The sequence below is a fragment of the Gottfriedia sp. NPDC058432 genome (assembly GCF_042721555.1).
Lineage (GTDB): Bacteria > Bacillota > Bacilli > Bacillales > Bacillaceae_G > Gottfriedia.
The window spans coordinates 1-21,007 of record NZ_JBHXLC010000011.1; the positions used below are offsets into that span (position 1 = coordinate 1).

16 protein-coding genes and 1 riboswitch are annotated in these 21,007 nt (G+C 32.5%); of the genes, 6 read left to right on the forward strand and 10 right to left on the reverse strand.

Features of this window, described 5'->3' with window-relative positions:
• Positions 1 to 60: 60 nt before the first annotated feature.
• A complete protein-coding gene (locus ACFWM3_RS12770; protein WP_056471469.1) occupies positions 61 to 909 on the forward strand; it encodes a MurR/RpiR family transcriptional regulator in 849 nt (282 codons plus the stop codon).
• A gap of 84 nt (positions 910 to 993) precedes the next feature.
• Here the strand turns inward: ACFWM3_RS12770 and ACFWM3_RS12775 are convergent, their stop codons facing one another.
• The gene (locus ACFWM3_RS12775) at positions 994 to 1,602 is read right to left on the reverse strand and encodes a TetR/AcrR family transcriptional regulator (RefSeq protein WP_390311562.1); all 609 of its coding nucleotides are present in this window, start codon (positions 1,600 to 1,602) and stop codon (positions 994 to 996) included.
• A 182-nt stretch (positions 1,603 to 1,784) separates the two neighbouring features.
• On the opposite strand from ACFWM3_RS12775, the gene ACFWM3_RS12780 reads away from it, so the two are divergent.
• Positions 1,785 to 2,975 (forward strand): YhgE/Pip domain-containing protein, encoded by a 1,191-nt coding sequence (locus ACFWM3_RS12780; RefSeq protein WP_390311563.1) that lies wholly within the window; start codon positions 1,785 to 1,787, stop codon positions 2,973 to 2,975.
• Positions 2,976 to 3,017: 42 nt separating this feature from the next.
• On the opposite strand, the gene ACFWM3_RS12785 is transcribed toward ACFWM3_RS12780, so the two are convergent.
• The 8 genes from ACFWM3_RS12785 to ACFWM3_RS12820 all read right to left on the reverse strand — a co-directional run bounded on the left by ACFWM3_RS12785 (position 3,018) and on the right by ACFWM3_RS12820 (position 15,182).
• Positions 3,018 to 7,184 carry a S8 family serine peptidase gene (locus ACFWM3_RS12785; RefSeq protein WP_390311564.1) on the reverse strand — a complete coding sequence of 1,389 codons (4,167 nt, stop codon included), beginning with the start codon at positions 7,182 to 7,184 and terminating at the stop codon, positions 3,018 to 3,020.
• Positions 7,185 to 7,631: 447 nt separating this feature from the next.
• Entirely contained in the window at positions 7,632 to 8,453 is an 822-nt protein-coding gene (locus tag ACFWM3_RS12790) for an MBL fold metallo-hydrolase (protein ID WP_390311659.1), read from the reverse strand.
• Positions 8,454 to 8,613: 160 nt separating this feature from the next.
• Positions 8,614 to 9,090, reverse strand: coding sequence for a YbaK/EbsC family protein (locus ACFWM3_RS12795; RefSeq protein ID WP_390311565.1), 477 nt, complete (start codon positions 9,088 to 9,090; stop codon positions 8,614 to 8,616).
• A gap of 81 nt (positions 9,091 to 9,171) precedes the next feature.
• Positions 9,172 to 10,170, reverse strand: coding sequence for an MBL fold metallo-hydrolase (locus ACFWM3_RS12800; RefSeq protein ID WP_390311660.1), 999 nt, complete (start codon positions 10,168 to 10,170; stop codon positions 9,172 to 9,174).
• A gap of 265 nt (positions 10,171 to 10,435) precedes the next feature.
• A complete protein-coding gene (gene ribH / locus ACFWM3_RS12805) occupies positions 10,436 to 10,897 on the reverse strand; it encodes a 6,7-dimethyl-8-ribityllumazine synthase (protein WP_097976649.1) in 462 nt (153 codons plus the stop codon).
• 17 nt (positions 10,898 to 10,914) lie between these two features.
• Positions 10,915 to 12,108, reverse strand: coding sequence for a bifunctional 3,4-dihydroxy-2-butanone-4-phosphate synthase/GTP cyclohydrolase II (locus ACFWM3_RS12810; protein ID WP_390311566.1), 1,194 nt, complete (start codon positions 12,106 to 12,108; stop codon positions 10,915 to 10,917).
• Positions 12,109 to 12,120: 12 nt separating this feature from the next.
• Positions 12,121 to 12,768 (reverse strand): riboflavin synthase, encoded by a 648-nt coding sequence (gene ribE, locus ACFWM3_RS12815; RefSeq protein WP_056471491.1) that lies wholly within the window; start codon positions 12,766 to 12,768, stop codon positions 12,121 to 12,123.
• Positions 12,769 to 13,094: 326 nt separating this feature from the next.
• Positions 13,095 to 13,242: riboswitch (FMN riboswitch) on the reverse strand.
• A 674-nt stretch (positions 13,243 to 13,916) separates the two neighbouring features.
• Positions 13,917 to 15,182, reverse strand: a complete 1,266-nt coding sequence (locus ACFWM3_RS12820) for an APC family permease (protein WP_390311567.1) — start codon at positions 15,180 to 15,182, stop codon at positions 13,917 to 13,919.
• A 131-nt stretch (positions 15,183 to 15,313) separates the two neighbouring features.
• On the opposite strand from ACFWM3_RS12820, the gene ACFWM3_RS12825 reads away from it, so the two are divergent.
• A complete protein-coding gene (locus ACFWM3_RS12825; protein WP_056471497.1) occupies positions 15,314 to 16,213 on the forward strand; it encodes a LysR family transcriptional regulator in 900 nt (299 codons plus the stop codon).
• Between the two features lie 352 nt (positions 16,214 to 16,565).
• Here ACFWM3_RS12825 and ACFWM3_RS12830 read toward each other — a convergent pair whose 3' ends face one another.
• Positions 16,566 to 17,525: a LacI family DNA-binding transcriptional regulator gene (locus ACFWM3_RS12830; RefSeq protein ID WP_390311568.1), complete on the reverse strand. Its 960-nt coding sequence runs from the start codon at positions 17,523 to 17,525 to the stop codon at positions 16,566 to 16,568.
• A 357-nt stretch (positions 17,526 to 17,882) separates the two neighbouring features.
• Here ACFWM3_RS12830 and ACFWM3_RS12835 point away from each other — a divergent pair, with 357 nt between their 5' ends.
• The 3 genes from ACFWM3_RS12835 (at position 17,883) to ACFWM3_RS12845 (ending at position 20,933) form a co-directional block, all read left to right on the forward strand.
• Positions 17,883 to 18,062: an H-type small acid-soluble spore protein gene (locus ACFWM3_RS12835; RefSeq protein WP_390311569.1), complete on the forward strand. Its 180-nt coding sequence runs from the start codon at positions 17,883 to 17,885 to the stop codon at positions 18,060 to 18,062.
• 424 nt (positions 18,063 to 18,486) lie between these two features.
• Complete coding sequence (gene bcaP / locus ACFWM3_RS12840; protein ID WP_390311570.1) at positions 18,487 to 19,893, forward strand: branched-chain amino acid transporter BcaP; 1,407 nt, start codon at positions 18,487 to 18,489, stop codon at positions 19,891 to 19,893.
• Between the two features lie 779 nt (positions 19,894 to 20,672).
• The gene (locus tag ACFWM3_RS12845; protein ID WP_056467548.1) at positions 20,673 to 20,933 is read left to right on the forward strand and encodes a hypothetical protein; all 261 of its coding nucleotides are present in this window, start codon (positions 20,673 to 20,675) and stop codon (positions 20,931 to 20,933) included.
• Positions 20,934 to 21,007 lie beyond the last annotated feature (74 nt).

The following is a 21,007-nucleotide window of genomic DNA, read 5'->3' on the forward strand; positions in this document are numbered from 1 at the left end:
ATACTATATTAAAAATTTATTTATAACTAAAACTCAATTTACTCGAAAGGTGTAAACAATATGGAACAAACGAACAGCTTAGGTAAAATTCGTTCTTACTATGCGCGATTAAGTGATAAAGAAAAAAAGATTGCTGATTATATATTACAAAACCCAAAGCATATAATTCACAGTACAATTACAGAAGTAGCTGAAGACTTAAACGTTGCTGATGCAACTGTTTTTAGATTTTGTAAACGGATTGGATTTAAAGGTTACCAAGCGCTCAAAATTGCATTAGCATCTGAAATTATGACACCAATCCAGCAAATCCATGAAGAAATTAATGAAAAAGACGATGAGATAACGATTGCGAATAAAATATTTCAATCTAATATTCGAACACTTGAAAATACTGCCCAAATCTTAGATAGTGCATCGTTTAAAAAAGCAGTAAATCTTATATTAAAAGCTAATAAAGTTGAATTATATGGTGTAGGTGGCTCATCTGTTATTGCGATGGATGCCTTTCACAAATTTATTCGCACAGGAATAAAAGCAAATTCATACACTGACTCACACTTTCAATTGATGTCAGCTTCTCAACTAACCAAGGAAGATGTAGCAATCGTCATCTCGCATTCGGGCTCAAATAAAGACATCCTTCGTATTTTGCAAGTATTAAATGAAAACGGTACCAAAACGATTGGAATTACAGGTTTCCCAAAATCTACTTTAAGTCAAAATGTTGATGTCTCGCTTTACACCTCTTCCGAGGAAACAGAATATCGACCAGAAGCACTGGCATCTAGAATTGCACAATTAAGTATTATTGATGCATTATACGTAAACTTAATGATCTTAAACTCTCATAAAGCTAAAACATCATTCGAAAAGGTAAGAACTGCAATATCAGAAACAAGATCTTAATACTATTAGGAAAAAAGATGTCTCAAATAAAAATCTTGAGACATCTTTTTTAGTGGTATTGAGAAGGCTTTACTCTAACCTTCATTATTTAGCGATTTGACTAACAAATGTCTTCATAAATTTCAATAGCTTCATATGCATGATTGCCATTTCTTCAGGGGTAATTGGTTCTTCTTTTTCTAGCCATTGCTCCAACAGTCCAAAGAAGGCCGATGAAATGAATGCAGTTGTGTATTCATGTGGAATATCAATCATGTACTCTTCTTCTAATAAATCCACTAGTTTTTCATAAATCGTTTCTTTAATATGTTCCTTCATTTTCTTCGGAAAAGCTGGGTCCCCTTTTGTACTGATCAAAATTTTTATAAATCGTTGATTTTCTTTTAAATAATGATATACATTTAGAATAGGTGGATAGACCATATCATTTGAATAAAACTCATTCATTTCTTTTGGTCTTATAAAAATCAGTCGATCCTGTAATCCTTCTAAGATTTCATTTTGACTTTTTTCCATTAAATCATATTTATCTCTATAATGTAGATAAAATGTACCGCGATTTAATCCTGCTTTTAAAGTAATATCTCTAACTGAAATAGCTTCGAATCCTTTTTCCTCTATTAAATCTAACAACGTCTCTTTTATTAATTTCTTCGTTTTTGCAACTTTTATTTCTCTCAATGATTGACTCATTTTAGATCATCCTTTTGAAATATAAGTTCTTACTAAACAAATTTCATAAATGTGTTTAGCAATGAACACATTTGTATGATTTGCTTATTGTGATTTATTAAAACTCATTGTAATATCTTCACATAACAATAGTCAACACGTTGTTCAGTAATTTTATATAAAGGAATTAGGAGGTTATTGAAATGAACTTATTTAAACAAAAACAAGCTATTTTAGCTCCTCTACTAGTTTTAGTTATTGCGATTATTTTCAGTCTAACATTGGCATCATCCGTTAACCCTACACCTAAAAATCTTCCAATTGCGATTGTAAACGGAGATCAAGGAATCCAAGTTCCTTCAAAAGGGAATGTTAATATAGGTGATATGATGGTTTCAAAAATAAACAAACTATCTAAAACGAATAATGGTGAAAAACCAGCGATTAAGTGGATACAAGTATCAAGTGAGGAAAAAGTACGTAAAGGTCTAGATGATCAAAAATATTACGGTGCTCTTATTCTTCCAAGTGATTTAAGTAAAAATCAAGCTTCACTAAAAACAGCAAATCCTTCACCAATAGCGATTAAAATTTTAGTAAACCAAGGTAAAAATACAACTGGCTCAACGATGGCTAGTCAAATGCTAACTCATATTGTAGAAAATCTTAACCTAACTACTCATACTCAAATTTTTAACGAATTAAAGAAAAACGTGAGCTCAATTTCAGTAAAACAAGCTGAAGTTTTATCAAATCCGATTGTGGCAAATATTGAAAATGTAAATGCAATTGGGACACATACAGCAAATGGAAATGCTCCTGTCATCCTAATTACACCACTTTGGATGTCTAGCTTAATAGGAGCAGTTATCGTCTTTTTAGCGAAAAAGAAAACACAAACATCAAATTCAATAAGTAAATTAAAAGTTATTTTTGAACAATTAATTCTAGGAGTTATCCTATCATTCATAATCGGTTTTGGCATAACATTAATGGCAAAATGGATTGGCTTCACCCTTCCTAACTTCTTAGATGTTGCGTTATATTTAACAATTGCTTATTTCTGTTTCCATATCCTTATTTCTGCTGTTATGTCATGGGTTGGTTTTGGTGGAGTTGGGATCTTTGCCCTAATCTTTTTCTTCTCAGGTTCTTTAATTGGAATGCCAAAAGAGCTTTTACCAGCTTTTTCAAAAGACTGGATTTACTCTTGGGTTCCAATGCGATTTGGTGCTGACGGATTAAGAGAAATCTTCTATTTCGATAATGGATTATCAATGAGTCATCCAATGAGTATTATTTTATGGATTGGTATAATTTCTCTACTTGCCTTATCTTTATCTGCCTTTAAGCCGAAAAAAGAAGTAGTAAACCAAGCAGTAGCTATGAAATAACATAAAAAAGGGAAACCGGACTAATCGGTTTCCCCTTTCTTATTAATGATCTAATCCTAAATCTTTTAAGATGTCTTCTAAAGTCTTTCCTTTATAAGTAGTTTTTGGTTTTGGCGCATTATCAACTGAAGGATTTTGTAATCCGAAATTTTTTACGATAAAAGCCATATCCTTTGCGTCTACTACTTTATCAAAGTTAAAGTCTGCTGTATTTTTATTTGTCCCCCAATAAGTTTGGACAGCTATTGCATCTAAAATGTCGATTACGTTATCTTTATTAACATCTCCTGCAGCTGCTCTAGTTAAATTCCAATTCATTCTCTTTCCTACTAATTTACCACGTACATTATCTGCTAAGTTCATTTTTCGATACATTGTAAAATGACCTGGGATATCGACTTTCACAGTATAAGGTTTAAGATCAGCATTTATGCCTTCAGCAATGTATTGACCATTTTTGTTAGAAATCGGTGCTTCTACAGTCGTTTTTCCATCATAAGAAGTAACTGTTACTTTTGCTCCAATTTTACTTTGATCAATTGCATAATTCGTTTGACCTGTAGACGGATCAATTGATCCTTCAGATAATATGGCTCCATCTACCCTTGATTGAGCTTCCTTAATTTTATAAGTTTCCATATAAGTATAGACGTTATTTGTTTCTACATTTGATTGGTCAAGTGTTGATGCTGTCATTGTATACCAATCAAAAGGCATACCTTTACTCCACTTACCTGCTGTTTTCAAATCAAAATTAAATAGTTGTAAATCTTCGGGTAATGCTTTCGTTCCATTATAAGTAAATGTAAACGTATAAAGAAGTGTACCAGTTGCAGTAGGTACTGAAGACACAGAAACTTGCGCATCCCCATATTGTTTTACCGCATCATTTACTACGACATTTTGTATTGTTGCAAGATTTGGATCAACCTTTAAATTGATTTTTGTTGTTTTTAAGTTTTGCACATTATTTGAACGTACACTGTAATTGACCGTATCGCCTGTTGTAACCGTTTGTTTATTTGGTTTTAAGTAGTAATATGGAAAATTTTGATCGACAAATACGATTCTTAAATCATTCGAAGCGTTTCCAGTAAAGTTTCGTGCTGCATCAAATCCATAAAATGAAACTTGCAATGGTGTAGAACGCTTTTTAACTTTAATCTTATCCGTATAGTTCCCATTTTTATCTGTAAACTTTGGCTTTGCTGGGAATGGACTATCGTAAAACGATACAACCGAATTGCTTGATTGATCAACTGGAATACCTAAGCTGTTTGCTTCAGCAGTTTCAGGATCATTTAAGTTAATGTTAAAGTCATATAAAAATTGACCACTCCAATCGAATTGGCTATCTTTATATTCAATAACTTTTTGATCTAAATTGTCAAAGGTAGTTGTCATAGTTGGTGCGCCAGCATCAAAAAAGAAATCAGCTGTTTTAGTGAATACCTTACCATTTTCATTTGTTCCAATCATTTTTAATCGATATTTACCTGCTGTTGCATTAATCGGTTCGCTACTTATCGGATTTTTCGCATCTCCAGTAAATGGATAGTAAATCGAATTAAATCCTCTTGAATTCGTATAATTTTGGTTTTCGTTCAATGTGATTGGTACAAATGAGCCTACTAAACCTAAATCCTCACCAGTTTCTGCATCTTGTAACACAACATCTAATGTTTTCATATATGATTTTAATGAATAACTAAAACTTATAAAAGGATATGCATTTTCAGGCCAGTCTATATTATTGCCAAACATTGGATTGTTGATCTTAAAAGTATCAATTCCTTCATCAACAAAACGTCCACCAAATGGAATTTGATATGTTTCTGTTGAATCTGATGTATTTGTAAATGTAATATACCCTTCGTATGTTCCTTTTTCTGCAGTTTTTGGAATGTTTAAGTTAAATTTAATATTTTTTTGACTAATTCCATTCAATTTTACAGATGTAGGGCCAGTTAACGTTACATTGTTGGCGGCCGCATCTTTAGAACCTCTTAATCCGGTTTGGAATTTTACATCCACTTTAAATGTTTTCGCTTTTTCACTACGGTTTTTTAACGTAATATTTCGGGAATCCGTAATATCCTGGTCATCTGAACCGTAAGAACCGAAACTAACACCACCTGTTAATTCTTTAATTGATTTTTCTTTTCCATCAATAAACGTAGATGTTAGATCCACAACTTCTAATTCTACATTAGAGTGAATTGCTTCATATGCATCTACTCGCCCACTACCTACTTCAAAAACGCTATACGCTTTTGATAATGGATCAGCTGTGTTCATTAAGATTGATTTAATATCCTCTGGTTGTAAATCTTTATTTGATTGAAGTAATAATGCTGAAACCCCTGCTACATAGGGTGTTGCCATTGAAGTTCCAGATAAGCGCGAATAAGCATATTTATAATCTTCAGGTTTTGACCCATCAGCTGTTTTATTATTTTCATAAAATGGTACAGTTGAAAGAATCGAAACACCTGGAGCAGTCACTTCTGGTTTAATATCATAATTCCTACGAGATGGGCCTCTTGAACTAAATGTCGCTAATTCATCTGATGCAGTTTGTACTTTACTAAAATCTCCAAATGTGAAATCTGATGCACCAGCTTTGATTGCTGCTGAAATAGCTAAACCATCTTCATTTGAAACAGAGAATGCTGGAACTGCATCCATTGATTCACCAAGATATGATTGGATTGCACCTTCAGCCTTATTTGCTTCATCGTTATACATTAATACGCCAATTGCACCGTTTGCTTTTGCATTTTTAATTTTATCTATTAATGCAATCGTTCCACGTTTAGTAAATGCGATTTTTCCTTTTACATCTTTACCAGTAAAATCAGCAGGATTTCCTAAACCAACATCAACTAATTGATATGTTTTTCCTTTTAATGATGTCATATCATCAGAATAGTTCTGTGCTAATTGTCTTACTGAATAGTTTTTACCATTATTTACTCCAGCGTATTCGTATACGTCTAAAGCAATTGAAGACGCGCCAACCGTTAATGCTAATGCTGCAGCTCCCGGTGAACCAAGGGTATACATTTGATCACCAGTATTCCCTGCTGCAACTACTGTTGTCACACCACTTAAAACTGCATTATTAACTGCAATTGAAGTTGCATACATTGGATCATTTAAAGTCGCTCCAAGTGACATATTAATAACGTCCATACCATCTTGAACAGCACGGTCGATTCCTGCCAGTATGGCATCAGTTGTGCCACTTCCATATGGACCAAGCACACGGTAAGCGTATAAATCCGATTCTGGTGCTGCCCCTACCGTTTTATAATCACTATTTGCTTTGCCACGACCACCAATGATACCTGCAACATGTGTACCATGTTCAGTGTAATAAGCTTCTGAATTACTAACTTCAGGCTTACCAGATTTTTTCCAATCAGCGTAAGTTGATTCCATTGGATCATTATCGTTATCGACGAAATCATATCCACCTTTATAAGCATCCTTTAAATCTGGATGGTTATAATCCATCCCCGTATCTAAGATTCCGACTTTAATTCCTTTACCTGTAAATCCTTCATTATGTAAACGATCTAAAGCATCATAAGGTGTATAGTTTCCAACATTTGCTTCGTCTGCTTTTAGTTGATCATTTTCTTTTGGTGGATCAATTGAAAACGTTTGGTCACTCCAAATCTTACTAACAGCTTTTGATTTTAATAGATTCATAATTTGATTTGCTGGTAGTGTCATGGAAACACCATTAAATGCATGTTTATAAGAACGATTAATTTTATAATCTACCTTTTTACTTTTACCACTTGTTAAAACTTGGCCAACATCCTGAGTAAAAGTATCATGGTCTTGATTGATTAGCGCTTCAGCATCTGATTTTGTTAAGCTTTTACCTTCTACACTCGCTTCAATTTGTGCTACTTTAACAGGTTGATTTACAAATTCAACAATGACACTTGTTTGCTCCGAAGAGTCCAAATTAATATCAGAAGAAATTTGAAGCCCTGATTCTTCATTCGTTGAAAGCTCTTTAAAAGCCGCTCTTTGCTGTGCAGTTAGGTTAGCAAGAATGTCTTCTGCTTTACTTGGACTTTCTGCATTTGATACATTTGATGCTTGTCCAAGAGAACCTAAAATAAAACTAGATGTTAAAGCTACTACTGTAAAACCTTTAAGAACTTTACCCTTCTCTCTCTTTTCCCCCATCTTTCTTCCTCCAGTTCGTTTTCAACAATTTAGCTAATCCAAATAATTACAAAAAATATCTTATTCTGACAAAATCCATTGTAATTAATCGTATAAAATGAACAATTTTCGTTCATTTATCTTAATTAAATTATCGTGAATATTCTGTTTTTAATCAAATGGGTTATTGCAGGCCTTGATTTATCAAGTATTTATTCCATTAATTAAAAAATGCGACAAAACTCTACATTTTTCTCAATAAAATTAACATGATTTTTAACAATTTTAGGGATTCATTTTATCATTTAATTAACCTATTAAAACTTTTTAATTAAAATATTAATCGTTATTTAGATTTCTATATGTGTTAGATACAAAGTTAAAAAGATAGAATATTCCCAAGTAAGGTCTCTAAAACAAAAAAAGAACCAAGCTACGTTGATTCTTTTTTCATATATCAATTGTCAATTAAGTATCAAACAACTTTCCATCCAGTGCTTCAATATATCTTTTAGCAGATTTATAAACTACTTGTTTTGCATTCTCTTTTACAATCCCATGAAATGCATTATAAATTCTATCAAATATTAACTTCTCTACAGCTGACGATATTTCTTTTACTTTTTTTGCAGGTAGTGGTATTAAATTAGGATAACTATACATAAAACTTACCCAATTTGGATCTGCAACTACTTGAATAATATCCCCCGTTAACAGTATTCCCTTTTGCTCATTTCCAGCTTTCCATTCTAATACAGCCCCACCTTTAAAGTGCCCGCCTAATCGGTGAATTTCAATTCCTTTGTTAAGCTCTAACATTTCGCCGGTCCAAAAAATAATCTTATCACTTTTTCTCGTAACCCACTCTTGATCATCTTCATGTATGTATACAGGTACATCAAATTTTTCAGCCCATTCAATTTGACTAGAGTAATAGTGTGGATGTGATAGAGCAATCGCATTGATTCCTCCTAACCTCATAATTTCTTCAATCGTCTTCTCATCTAGATAGGTGACACAATCCCATAAAACATTAAACCCTTCATTTTTAATGAGATAAGCAGTTTGACCAATTCCAAACTTAGGACTAGTAACGATACTATATAAATTTTCTTCTTCAAAACGAATAATATTTTGATAGTTTTGGTCTTTCATTGATTCTAATGTTGTCCAACTTTGCCCAATTGGACTAACATATTGTCTTTCTTCAGAACAAATTGTGCAGTACTCAGGAGGATCGATCGACTTGTTATATTGAACGCCACATGTCGTACAAATAAAGTTGAACATTTGCTCATACATCTCACTTTCCTTTGAAATTATTCTGACAAATGGAACTTTATCAAAAGGTAAAAACTTCCAATAAAAATAGACACATTTAAGTATAGTAAATCAAAAACTGATTTATTACACTTGAATGTGCCTTAATAATTAAAGTTAGAGCATTCTATTATTTAATTTTTACAACTTTACCTTTTGTCATTTCAACTAATTCATTTGGTGTTAATTGAAAAATAGCTTTTGGATGACCAGCAGCTGCCCATATTTCACTATACTGTAATAGATCCTCATCAATAAATGTAATTACTTGGTTTTTATGCCCAATTGGTGAAACTCCTCCAATTACGTACCCAGTTTGTTCACGTACAAAGTCAGCATCTGCTTTTCCTAGTTTATCATTTAGTATTTTCTCGATTTGTTTCTCATTTACACGGTTTATTCCACTTGCTACTACTAGTACAGCGCTATTTGAGCTTTCTAATTTAAATATAATCGACTTTGCAATTTGAGCCACTTCACAATTTAATGCTTCCGCTGCTTCTTTAGCAGTTCTTGCACTATTTGGTAATTCAATCACTTTATTTGAATAACCTAACTCAAAAATTAAATCTTGTACGATTTGTGCACTTTCTTTTAATGCTTCCACAAACATCACTTCCCTAAAAAATTGATTTTTAAATTATTCAATACTAAAAGGTACAATCCTGCTTTTTTTCAAATAAATAAACTACTTCCACCAAATTGAATTAGGATATTCACCTGTACTTATATTAATTGTTTCACCAATTTTAGGTGTAGAATACTTTACTTCATTTTCTTTAGCAGCCTTCACGGCACGTTCAATTGGGTCATTCCAGTCATGAAATGCTAATGTAAAGGCACCAAAGTGAATTGGTACAAGAACTTCACCTTTTACATCAATAAAAGCTTTAACAGTTTCTTCTGGCAGCATATGAATTGCAGACCATCGTTTATCATATTGACCACATTCCATTAACGCTAGATTAAACGGTCCATATTTTTCCCCTATTTCCTTAAAATGAGGTGCATATCCGCTATCTCCACTAAAATAAATTTTCGTTTTCCCACCAATGATGACCCACGAGCACCACAAAGTACTGTTACGATCAGTTAAACTTCTTCCCGAAAAATGTCTTGCTGGCGTACAAGCTAATGTTAATTGATCAAATTTAAATTCATCCCACCAGTTATGCTCAGAAATACTCTCTTTTGGTACCCCCCAACTCACTAAGTGACTTCCTACACCAAGCGGAACAATAAATCGATCTACTTTCTGTTTGATTTTTTTTATTGTACCGTAATCTAAATGGTCATAATGATCATGCGATAGTATGACAGCATCTATTTTTGGTAATTCACTGATCTCAATTGGCAAACCTCCGCTATATCTTTTACCACCAAATTGCGGAAACGGGGTTGGTGCGTTCCCAAACATTGGATCAACTAAAATGTTTTTGCCTTCTATTTCAATTAATAAAGCTGAATGTCCAAACCAAGTAACTTTCGAATCTTTACTTTCAGAATGAAACCTGGAAACATCAACTTTCTCCATTGGAATACCAGCTCTAGGAACACGATTCGGATTTTTCTTAACAAAGTCTCTAATCATAGAAATGTTTGTTTTAAAATCCATACTCATACTTGTAGGGACTTGGTTTATAAACTTACCATTTTTATAATGCTCTAAAGCATAAAATGACTCCATTTGATCCTTTGAATATTTCTTCCCAAAATGAGGATATGTATTTAAAAACGTTAAAATAACGATAACTAATATGACTAAAATTAGTAAAAATAACATTTAATTTCTGCCTCCAAATAAACCTTTACTAAATTTTACACTACCACAAATTTAGATGATTAAACAAATATTCAGATTGCTTTTTTATATAAAAAATTACTTTCTCTTGATAAAAAAAGAGAGGTGAAATTCACCTCTCTTTAATCAGTTTCTTCTATTATATATATACTTAGTTTAAAGTTCTTAATAAATTAGCCATTTCAATTGCTGAAATACCAGAATCCCAGCCTTTATTACCAGCTTTAGTGCCCGCTCTTTCAATCGCTTGTTCAATATTTTCTGTCGTTAATACACCAAAAATGACAGGTATACCAGTTTGTAGAGTAATAGCAGCAACACCTTTTGCTACTTCATTACATACGTAATCGTAATGAGTAGTTGCTCCACGAATAACTGTTCCTAGCGTAATGATTGCATCGTATTTTTTTGAATCTGCAAGTTTTTTTGCAACTAATGGAATTTCAAATGCACCTGGTACCCAAATAACATCAACGTCTGATTCTTCTACACCATGACGATATAGGGCATCTTCTGCACCTCCAAGTAGTTTTGATGTAATAAATTCATTAAAACGTCCTACGATTACAGCAACTTTAAGTCCAGATCCTACTAAATTTCCTTCAAATTTCATCTTAATCTCTCCCATTTTTAATAGTGTAATAAATGTCCCATTTTTTCGATTTTAGTAATTAAATATTTTTCGTTTTCTGTTTTCATTTCGGTTTGAATTGGCACTCGATTATTTATCTGGATTCCGTGAGATTTTAGCGCTTCTATTTTAACTGGATTATTCGTTACTAAATCTATACTCACAATCCCTAAATCTTTAATAATTTGAGCACTTATCGCATAATCTCTTAAATCTGAATCAAATCCTAAATTTAAGTTTGCTTCAACAGTATCAAAGCCTTCTTCCTGTAACTTATATGCTCTTAACTTATTAAGTAAGCCAATCCCTCTGCCTTCTTGTCGCATATAAACAATTACGCCTTTGCCTACTTCTTCAATCATCGATAATGTTGATTGCAACTGAGGTCCACAATCACAACGACATGAGCCAAATACATCACCTGTTAAACATTCCGAATGAATACGTACAAGTACTGGTTCACCATCGTCAACTTTACCTTTTACAATCGCAATATGCTCTTTGCCATCGATTTTGTTTGTATAACCAATCATCTTAAAATCACCAAAATCTGTTGGTAATTTAATTTCAACTTCTCTTTTTACAAGTTGTTCAGTTTCTTGTCTATAATGAATTAAATCTTTAATTGTAATCATTTTTAAATTAAATTTATTTGCGATTTGAATTAGATCCGGTACTCTTGCCATCGTTCCATCGTCATTCATAATCTCACAAATGACACCAACTTCTTTCGATCCAGCCATTCGAGCTAAATCCACTGCCGCTTCTGTATGACCTGGTCTCTCAATAACTCCTCCGTTTTTAGCGACTAAAGGAAACATATGCCCAGGTCTTCTAAAATCTGCTCCAGTTGATTCATCATTTAACATTTGTAAAACAGTATGTGAACGTTCAAATGCCGAGATACCAGTAGTAGAGTCAATATGATCAATACTTATAGTAAAGGCAGTACCATGAGAATCTGTATTTTTTGTTACCATTTCATATAAATCTAGTTTCTTGGCTATCTCTTCAGAAACAGGTGCACAAATTAATCCGCGACCATGAGTGGCCATAAAATTGATATTTTCAGGAGTTGCAAATTCTCCGATAACAACAAAATCTCCTTCATTCTCTCGATCTTCATCATCACAAACAATAATAATTTTACCTTTTTTTAAGTCTTCAATTGCTTCTTCTATTTTAGAGAACATGAGCTTACTCCTTTATATATAGCCATTTTGAGTTAAAAATGAAGTTGTTATTGCATTACTCTTTTTCGTCTCATTCATACCAAGCATTTTTTCAACATACTTACCTAATAAATCAAACTCAATATTAACAACGTCTCCAACTTTTTTACTGCCTATGATCGTATGTGAACGGGTATGAGGAATTAAAGAGATTGTTACAATATCAGTTTCAACTTCAAATATTGTTAAACTTGTACCATCAATCGTTATACTGCCTTTTTGAAGGCAATATTTAGCAAACTGACTTGGAATATTAATTTTATAGATTACAGCATTTTCCATTGATTTGATGGATACAATTTTACCTGTACCATCAATATGACCCGATACAATATGGCCACCAAACCGGCCATTTGCTGCCATTGCCCGCTCTAAATTTACTTTTTGGCTAGAAACCAGAGTACTTAGATTAGATGCTTGAAATGTTTCAGGCATGACGTCAACAGAAAATTCATTTTTAGTAAAATTCGTAACGGTTAAACAAACCCCATTTACAGAGATGCTGTCTCCTAAATGAACATCCTCTAAAATTTCTGATGCGCCAATTGTAAGCACTAAAGTTTTACCTTTTTTTACGATATTTTTTACTGTTCCTATTTCTTCAACGATTCCAGTAAACAAGTTTATTCACCTCAATTCGAAAAAGCACATTACACTCAAGCCCGATAAATGACTTTGTAAGATCCATCTCTAATTTCATAAATAGTTGATCCAACTTATCACACCCTCTAATTCAAATTAATTTGAAAAAGTGAAAAGCCCCTTAGAAAACTCCTAAGGGGCAATAGATGTTTAAGAAAGGAAGTGTACTTAAATAAACGCAAGTACAATTTGAGTCTATTAAAAGACAGTACTATAGCGCGTCTATTGTTGTACATAAAAGATATGCACAACGAACTAAGCCTATACGGGTAGTATTTTTGAAAACAACCAAACCGTATATGCACTCCATCCTTCTCCCATCCAGACTATACTGTCGGCTCTAGATTCTAACTAGATCAGCAACAAATAAAAAATCTATATGAAGCTCACGGGCTTAGTATAAAAATATACAACACCGCCGGTTGGGAATTTCACCCGACCCCGAAGGACACTAATTATCAAATTTGGTTTCATTATAACTAGCAATTATTTCGTTGTAAAGATTTTATGATTCTATTTTCTTTTAAAACGATCTATTAAAAAACAAAATTAAAGTAAAAAACCTTATAAAATATGGAAAATTCCTCACTCTACTTAATTAAAAAAAATATTATTTTTTATTCTTATAAAATTAATCATCATGTTTTAAATATTTTCTTGCAACCAATACAAAAGTGTATAAATATTAATATTAAAATCATTACAGAAAAAAATTGAATTCTATTATTAGTATAGAAAGTAAGACTTACGAATTCCAAAAAACATGAATTTAGCTTAATTAAACACACAACTGAATTCGTTTTTTCATTTTATCATTATATTTTTTATTAACACAAAGAGTATCCCCCTTTTAACAATGTCCCTATAATACTTAATAATTTCAATTTTTAAAGCCCTGGTAACGTTAAAACAATATATAATTCTAAAATAACAAAAGGCTTTCATTCGTATTTAAAAAGGCAATAGTTAAACAGAAATATAGATACCAAACTGAAAAAAAATGGCTTGTAATTTCAATAAACACCCTTTAAAAACAATAATAAATATACAACAAGAAGAATTATTATAAGTATTTCAATTTCATAAAAATAGAAACTTCTTTTTATAGAAGTTTCCTTTCTAACTCATTATTCATTTCCTACTTGTAGAACTTTTTCATGTTGCTTTGAATCTCTTTTTTGCAGCCAAATAAAGTACACTGAAACTAATATGACCAATAGTAGAATGACCGGTGAAGAAAATAAAAGTATTCCTAAAAAGCAAATTGCTAGAATAAATGAACCGATTTTGAAAAACACAGAATCAAATAATCGCAAACATGCCAATACTCCTAGTAAAGCGTTGCATAAGAAGAATGCATTTGCAATTGCTACCAGTGTTTGAATACTTAGGAAGTCGCTAAAATAAAGAATAAATACAATTATGTGAATGCCAAACAAGCTAAATAATGAACGAGTTGCCACATTATTTTTATTTTTAAAAGAAAGCCATGAAGGTAATAAACCTGTTTTGGCTTGATCGGCGATAAGTCTTGATACTGCTCCTATTACTAAGAGAACCGTACTAATACAAAGAGCAATTGTAATTGACGAAATAATTGGTGTTGACCAACTTCCAAATAAACTCTGAAGTAGTGGTGCTAATGATTGATCCATCATATTTCCATTTTTAGAATGAATCCACTGGAAAGCAAATGCAACTGTTAGACTTACTATTGCTATAATCGAAAAACTTAAGACTACTGCTCTAGGAATTGTTCGTTCTGGATTTTTTACTTCTAAAGAATAGCTACCGATGACTTCCCATCCGATTAAAGCCCAAAATAATAATAGTAAACTTTCTCCAAAATCTGAAACAGTAATTGGATTCGATAAAGTAAAGCTCCCATCAACTGTAATTAACGTATGAATACTCCCAACTATAAGCGTCACTACAATGAAGCTAGACATAAAAAAGGCAAATTTTCCAACATCGGCAATGCTTCTAGTTAAAATGATATAAACAAAACATAGTATTCCTAAAGCTAGCCACTTTTCATTGAAAAAACTTTGATTCGTCAGTAGTTGTAAGTAATGCCCTGCCGTACCTGTAACTGCAATTGGACCAAAACAAACTGCAAGTAAAAAGAAAATAGCTGAAAGATTTTTTATTTGTGTACCAAATGCACGCTCAACTGCCAATGGTACTCCGGAATCTCCTGGAATCAACAGACTTAGCCTACCAAACATAAGTGCAAATATTAAACTTAAACCGAGCATTATAACCCAAGCAAAAATAGCATAATTACCAGCAGTTTCATACACTGCAGGTGGTAAAATGATAATTCCTGATCCTAATATAGGTCCAATCATTAACCCACTGAGCAAAAGAAAACCAATTTTTCGATTCCTCATTAATATCCCTCCAATAGTTATTGAAACAAATTGTAATCTCGTATACTTTAATTATATGAACAGATCTCTCATCGGTAAAATGAATAGTTACGATATAAACCATCGGAAAATCCGATACTAAGGAGGCTATTATGGAAATCCGTCATTTAATTACGTTAAAATCAATTGTCGATCTGGGCGGGTTCTCTAAAGCTGCGGTCCATCTCGGATATGCACAATCTACGGTAACTGCACATATACAAGCACTTGAGCAAGAGTTAGGAGTACCTTTATTTGACCGTTTAGGTAAAAAGGTTCATCTGACGGAGGTCGGTGAGAACTTTTTAGTTCACGCAATCGAAATGATTCAACTTTATTCAAAAGCTAAAGATGTATTTCAAATGGAAAATGAGGAAGTATCCACGTTAAAGATTGGAGCTCCTGAATCTTTAACGATCTACCGTCTTCCACAAATTATCCAAGCTTTTCGATCACAAAATCCGAAAGTAAATATTATGATGAAATCTGGTTCATGTTGGGAATTACAAGATGAATTACGTCGAGGAGATCTTGATATTGGCTTCTTTCTACAAGCTCCATTAACTGATTCAGATTTGTATACGGAAACACTAATTGAAGAACCACTTGTCATTTTGCTACCTCCAACTTCTGATACTAGAACACTTTCATCCTTTACACTAAATGCGAATGAAAATATCATTCTTACAGAACAAGGCAGTTATCGTGACTATTTTGAAGCATTCCTAAGAAGTAAAGGTATCGCAACTGAGTCTGGAATGGAATTTTGGAGTGTAGAGGCAATTAAACAATGTGTTATGTGTGGACTCGGAATATCCATACTCCCACTCGTAGCAGTTCAAAATGAAATGCAGCAACAAAAACTAAAAGTCATAAATTGGGATACAAATTTAGGAAGTGTCTCTACGATCATGTCTTGGCATAAAAACAGATGGCAATCACGTGCTGCTAGAAAATTTATGGAAGTTGTTAGAGAACAGTCTCCTTTATGGAATCAGTCTATTAAAAGCTAGTTTCTTACTAGCTTTTATTTTTTTGTTTAATTGAACTTTATTGATAAAGTTGTGAACTTTGTTGGTAACATTTCTTGATCATTCATTTGGAACTTCTTTTTGGAAGGATTTACTGAGTTTTGTTTAGTTTTGGTCGTTTCTTGGTCAATTTTATTGTTATTTTTCTATTTTTTTGATTCATTCACTCTCTTCATTCATGTTTCATGACCTTATTTGCAGTTATCCAGATTTTAATTGCAGTTTTGACATATTTATTTGTAGATTTGCCTTTTTTTTTGCAGTTCGACCTTTTTTATTTGTACTTCCCAATTCAACGAAATGAAAAACAGCTAGCCCCTGACTAGCTGTTTTATTATACCGTCTGCCGCTCAATTAATTTGATCGCTATCTCCTCTTGATTAATTGCAGAATTAATCGCTTGTATAAAAAGTTTCTTCCCTATTTCTCGTAATGGAATTTCGACTGTTGTTAACTTCATTACTTTTGCAATTGGTTGATTATCGAACCCAATTATCGCTAGATCATGAGGAATAGCTATTCCACAATCATTACAGCAAGTCTGCACCCCCGCTGCCACTTGATCACTTGTTACTAACAAAGCTGTTGGCCTCTCTTTTAAATTTAACAAAGATTGGACAATTCTTTCACCGTCTTCAAAATAGTAACAATTATCGAATACAAAATCGTTATTTAGTGATTCATTATATTTACTGTGAAAATCACTATAGGCAGCCTCTCTTTGTTTACTATTCTTACCTGTTCTACGACCAATACTATAACCGATTTTCCGATGTCCTTTTTGATATAAATATTCTAATGCAATCATGAAACAATTGTATTGATCGATAAATGTTGAGGAAACCCCTGTATTTCTCGTATCTTCAAATAATACTATTTGCCCATATTGCTTATAATTCTCGATCATTTCAATCGAACAAATTCTAGAACAAATAATGAGTGAATCGATTTGTTTATGCTGCAGCATTTTTAAAGCCTCAATTTCCCTCTTCTTCTCATAATTTGATTGAAATAGTACTAGCTTATAATTATTTTTTATCGCTTCGTTAGCAATTCCATCAATTAGCAATCCAAAGTATGGATGTTGTGAGAACGGAATAACCACTCCAATTAGATTCGTTTTTCCTTTGCTTAAATTTACTGCATTTTGATTTCGTTGATAATTCGTTAACTCAATTGCATTTAAAACTGCATTTCTTTTTTCCTCACTAACATACGGCTCATCATTTAAAACTCGTGAGACTGTTGTAACTGAAACGCCGGCAATCCTTGCAATATCTTTAATATTAGACATTTTCTCACCTTTTCTAAACTTTTTCTTGCTCTGAAACTAGTTCCATACTTTACTCTGTACTCATAATAAAAAGGAGGTACAAATATGCAATTACTTTTTGGCTTACTATGTTTACTATTTATGTGTAGTTCAATTTTATTTTTAGCTTCAATTGCTATCATACAACAAGATAAGAAACGAGTTAAGAAATGAGGAAAAAATTGAACAATAAGCTAGTTTAATCAATTTAGTAGTTTTTTTCTTCATCAATTCCCGCCTTAGATTTACATAATCCTAAAAGATGTCTCACTTTTTATGAATACTATAACTAGGCTATGTAAATAATAAAGTAGGTTAGTTATTAAAGGAGGTATTATGATGGATACTGAAAGAGCATTAGAAATCGTAGCTGCACCTGGTATGATTAATGTAACTTGCGATGGAGTACCGGTTTATATTCAGCATGTTAATAAAAATGAGGCGACAGCAAGAATTTATCCTCTTGATCAACCACAAAATGATAAAGAAGTATCACTAAGTCACTTAAAAGAACATTAAATGATAAAAAAGACCCAAAAATAAACCTCTATTAAAGAGGTTTATTTCATTTTTATTAAAAAAACATAAAAATATAATTATTTAGTCTGATTACAATTGCAACCATAAGAAATATGAAGATGTTAGAGATTTATTGTTACTTATGACATAACTTCTATCTAGTTCAATTTAACTGAACGACTAGGTATTGGGTAATATGTCGAATTTACTACATAATTTTAAAAAAAATGAAAAAAAAGTCGAAAAATTGTTTGAATATTTCTATAAGTGTGTTATCATAAAAATCACTTAAGCGAGACAATCTTTAAATTACTTCGGAGCTAATTGTCAGAATTTTCTATTTTTTAAGGTAAAATTAGAAAATAATTAACTTTCTAAATAGGAAATTAAAAAACTACTAAATATAGGATTAGAGGAGGCTCATATGAATTTATTTCGAAAAAAATCAGTTACAAGCAGTTCGCCTAGTTCACTTAAACAAGTTCTAGGAGCGTTTGATCTTACAATGTTAGGTATCGGTGCCATCATCGGTACAGGTATATTCGTATTAACTGGTGTAGCGGCAGCTGATTACGCCGGTCCAGCACTTATTCTTTCATTTATTATCGCAGGTTTAGCTTGTACATTCGCCGCACTTTGTTACTCTGAATTTGCATCTATGATTCCAGAGGCTGGTAGTGCTTACACTTATAGTTATGTTGCTTTTGGTGAAGTCATAGCTTGGATATTAGGTTGGGACATGGTACTAGAGTATGGACTTGCATCTTCAGCAGTAGCAAGTGGATGGTCTGGCTATTTCCAAAGTTTATTACATGGTTTTGGACTAAACCTTCCAACAGCTTTAACTAGTGCATTTGATGCATCTAAACATACTTTTATTGATTTACCGGCAGTAATCATTGTTTTAATTGTAACGTTCATTCTTACTAGAGGTGTTAAAGAATCAGCAAAACTTAACACAATCATGGTAATTGTAAAATTAGCAGTAGTAGCACTTTTCATCGTAGTTGGTATTTGGTACGTTCAACCACATAACTGGACTCCATTTATGCCAATGGGATTCCATGGTGTAACAGCTGGTGCTGCAGTAGTAGTATTTGCTTACTTTGGATTTGATGCAGTATCAACTGCAGCTGAGGAAGTTAAAAATCCTCAACGTAACTTACCAATCGGTATTATCACTGCTTTAACAATTTGTACAATCTTATATATTGTCGTTTCATTAATTCTTACTGGTATCGTTCCGTTTGATCAATTAGGTGTTAAAGACCCTGTTGCTTTTGCACTAGCATTTATTCACCAAGATTGGGCTGCTGGTTTCATTTCTCTAGGCGCAATCATCGGTATTACAACTGTATTAATCGTAATGATGTTTGGACAAACTCGTCTATTCTATGCAATCAGTAAAGACGGTTTATTACCAGGTAAATTATCAAAAGTTAACAAGAAAACTGCAGTTCCTGTAACAAGTACTTGGGTAACTGGCGGACTAGTTGCTTTATTCGCTGGCTTAATTCCATTAAACAAATTAGCTGAATTAACAAATATCGGTACTTTATTCGCTTTCTCTGCTGTTTCTCTTGGTGTACTAGTATTAAGAAAAACTCGCCCAGACTTAAAGCGTGGATTCAAAACTCCTTGGGTACCAGTAGTACCAGTATTAGCTGTTGTATTCTGTGTATATTTAATGCTACAACTTTCAACATTTACTTGGAAAGGTTTCGTAGTTTGGTTAGTAATCGGTTTAGTAATTTATATAACATACGGATATAAAAATTCTAAACTAAACGGTAAAAATAAGATTGATAAAGATTCAAATCAATCTGCATAAGTAATTAAATGAGGCTGTCTCAAAAGGTCGTTAAATGTCGACATTTTGAGACAGTTTTTTTTATTTTTTGAGGGATTTTTATAAAATTGTAAGCTTTAAAGGAGAGATTTTTTCTTTAGCCCTCTTGTTCTTACAATCTTGTCCTAGTCTTTTAACTAGATTTTTCACAGTTAGCTTAAAATTCATTTTTTTATATTTATTAACAATTTTATGTTTCCAATAACACTAGTAAGTTTTTTTTTTCAGAAGTTAAAAATATTATGAGCTAATTTTTAGAAAAACAAATTCAATTCATTAGTTTATTAATTAATGTTCGATATTAATTTACTTACAAACTGATTAATAAACAACAGTTAGGATACTCTTAGTAAAGGCTATTTGATTAGGATTTATTGCAGACTTTTTTTGATGAATAAGTTGATTGGAACGGAAGGTTGCTCGACTCCTATGGGATAAGCGGGAAGGCTGAGACCCCGCAGGCTTGCCGAGGAGGCTCAGGTCTCGCCCCATGGAAAGCGCGCATCCTGTAGTGGAAATCAACATCACTCTACTCCTTTTACGAAAATTTAGTTATTATTTGACAAGGTTGTTTTTCAACAGTGTGAAAAAAATCCCACTATAATAATCTATAGTGGGATTTTTTTGTTAGTTACATATTTCCCTCAACAAACTAGAATAATGATAAATATCCACATCTACAAACTTTACAAAAACAGATTTACTTTATGATATGATACGACTTAAGAAATTTTATTTTCGAATGAACAGGAGCTGTTAAAATGTTCCCATTAAAAAATTATTATGAATCATTTATAAAAAAAGATCTAATTGGAGTGAAAAGAGAGATTGCATTAAAACGACTAAGTAATTTACTTGCTTGTCAAAAGATTAGTAAAGATACGAAGGAAGTTGTACATATTCGTTATTTTACTTGTACCGAAACACTTCAGCCTACTGACACTTATTTAGGTACAATTGCTGTGAAGTTTCAAAATGGTTATGTAGTTGAAACAGCAATTTCACTTCCTAAGGAAAAATAATTCATTTATTAAAACTTACTTCTAGGTAAAAGCCTAATTACATTATAGACTAGTTTCATAGTTGGCAAAAAAAC

Excerpts from the sequence above, each read along its gene's own strand:
- ACFWM3_RS12770 (WP_056471469.1), top strand. The coding sequence starts at position 61 with ATGGAACAAACGAACAGCTTAGGTAAAATTCGTTCTTACTATGCGCGA.
- ACFWM3_RS12775 (WP_390311562.1), bottom strand. The coding sequence starts at position 1,602 with ATGAGTCAATCATTGAGAGAAATAAAAGTTGCAAAAACGAAGAAATTA.
- ACFWM3_RS12780 (WP_390311563.1), top strand. The coding sequence starts at position 1,785 with ATGAACTTATTTAAACAAAAACAAGCTATTTTAGCTCCTCTACTAGTT.
- ACFWM3_RS12785 (WP_390311564.1), bottom strand. The coding sequence starts at position 7,184 with ATGGGGGAAAAGAGAGAGAAGGGTAAAGTTCTTAAAGGTTTTACAGTA.
- ACFWM3_RS12790 (WP_390311659.1), bottom strand. The coding sequence starts at position 8,453 with ATGTTCAACTTTATTTGTACGACATGTGGCGTTCAATATAACAAGTCG.
- ACFWM3_RS12800 (WP_390311660.1), bottom strand. The coding sequence starts at position 10,170 with ATGGAGTCATTTTATGCTTTAGAGCATTATAAAAATGGTAAGTTTATA.
- ribH (WP_097976649.1), bottom strand. The coding sequence starts at position 10,897 with ATGAAATTTGAAGGAAATTTAGTAGGATCTGGACTTAAAGTTGCTGTA.
- ACFWM3_RS12810 (WP_390311566.1), bottom strand. The coding sequence starts at position 12,108 with ATGTTCTCTAAAATAGAAGAAGCAATTGAAGACTTAAAAAAAGGTAAA.
- ACFWM3_RS12820 (WP_390311567.1), bottom strand. The coding sequence starts at position 15,182 with ATGAGGAATCGAAAAATTGGTTTTCTTTTGCTCAGTGGGTTAATGATT.
- ACFWM3_RS12825 (WP_056471497.1), top strand. The coding sequence starts at position 15,314 with ATGGAAATCCGTCATTTAATTACGTTAAAATCAATTGTCGATCTGGGC.
- ACFWM3_RS12830 (WP_390311568.1), bottom strand. The coding sequence starts at position 17,525 with ATGTCTAATATTAAAGATATTGCAAGGATTGCCGGCGTTTCAGTTACA.
- ACFWM3_RS12835 (WP_390311569.1), top strand. The coding sequence starts at position 17,883 with ATGGATACTGAAAGAGCATTAGAAATCGTAGCTGCACCTGGTATGATT.
- bcaP (WP_390311570.1), top strand. The coding sequence starts at position 18,487 with ATGAATTTATTTCGAAAAAAATCAGTTACAAGCAGTTCGCCTAGTTCA.
- ACFWM3_RS12845 (WP_056467548.1), top strand. The coding sequence starts at position 20,673 with ATGTTCCCATTAAAAAATTATTATGAATCATTTATAAAAAAAGATCTA.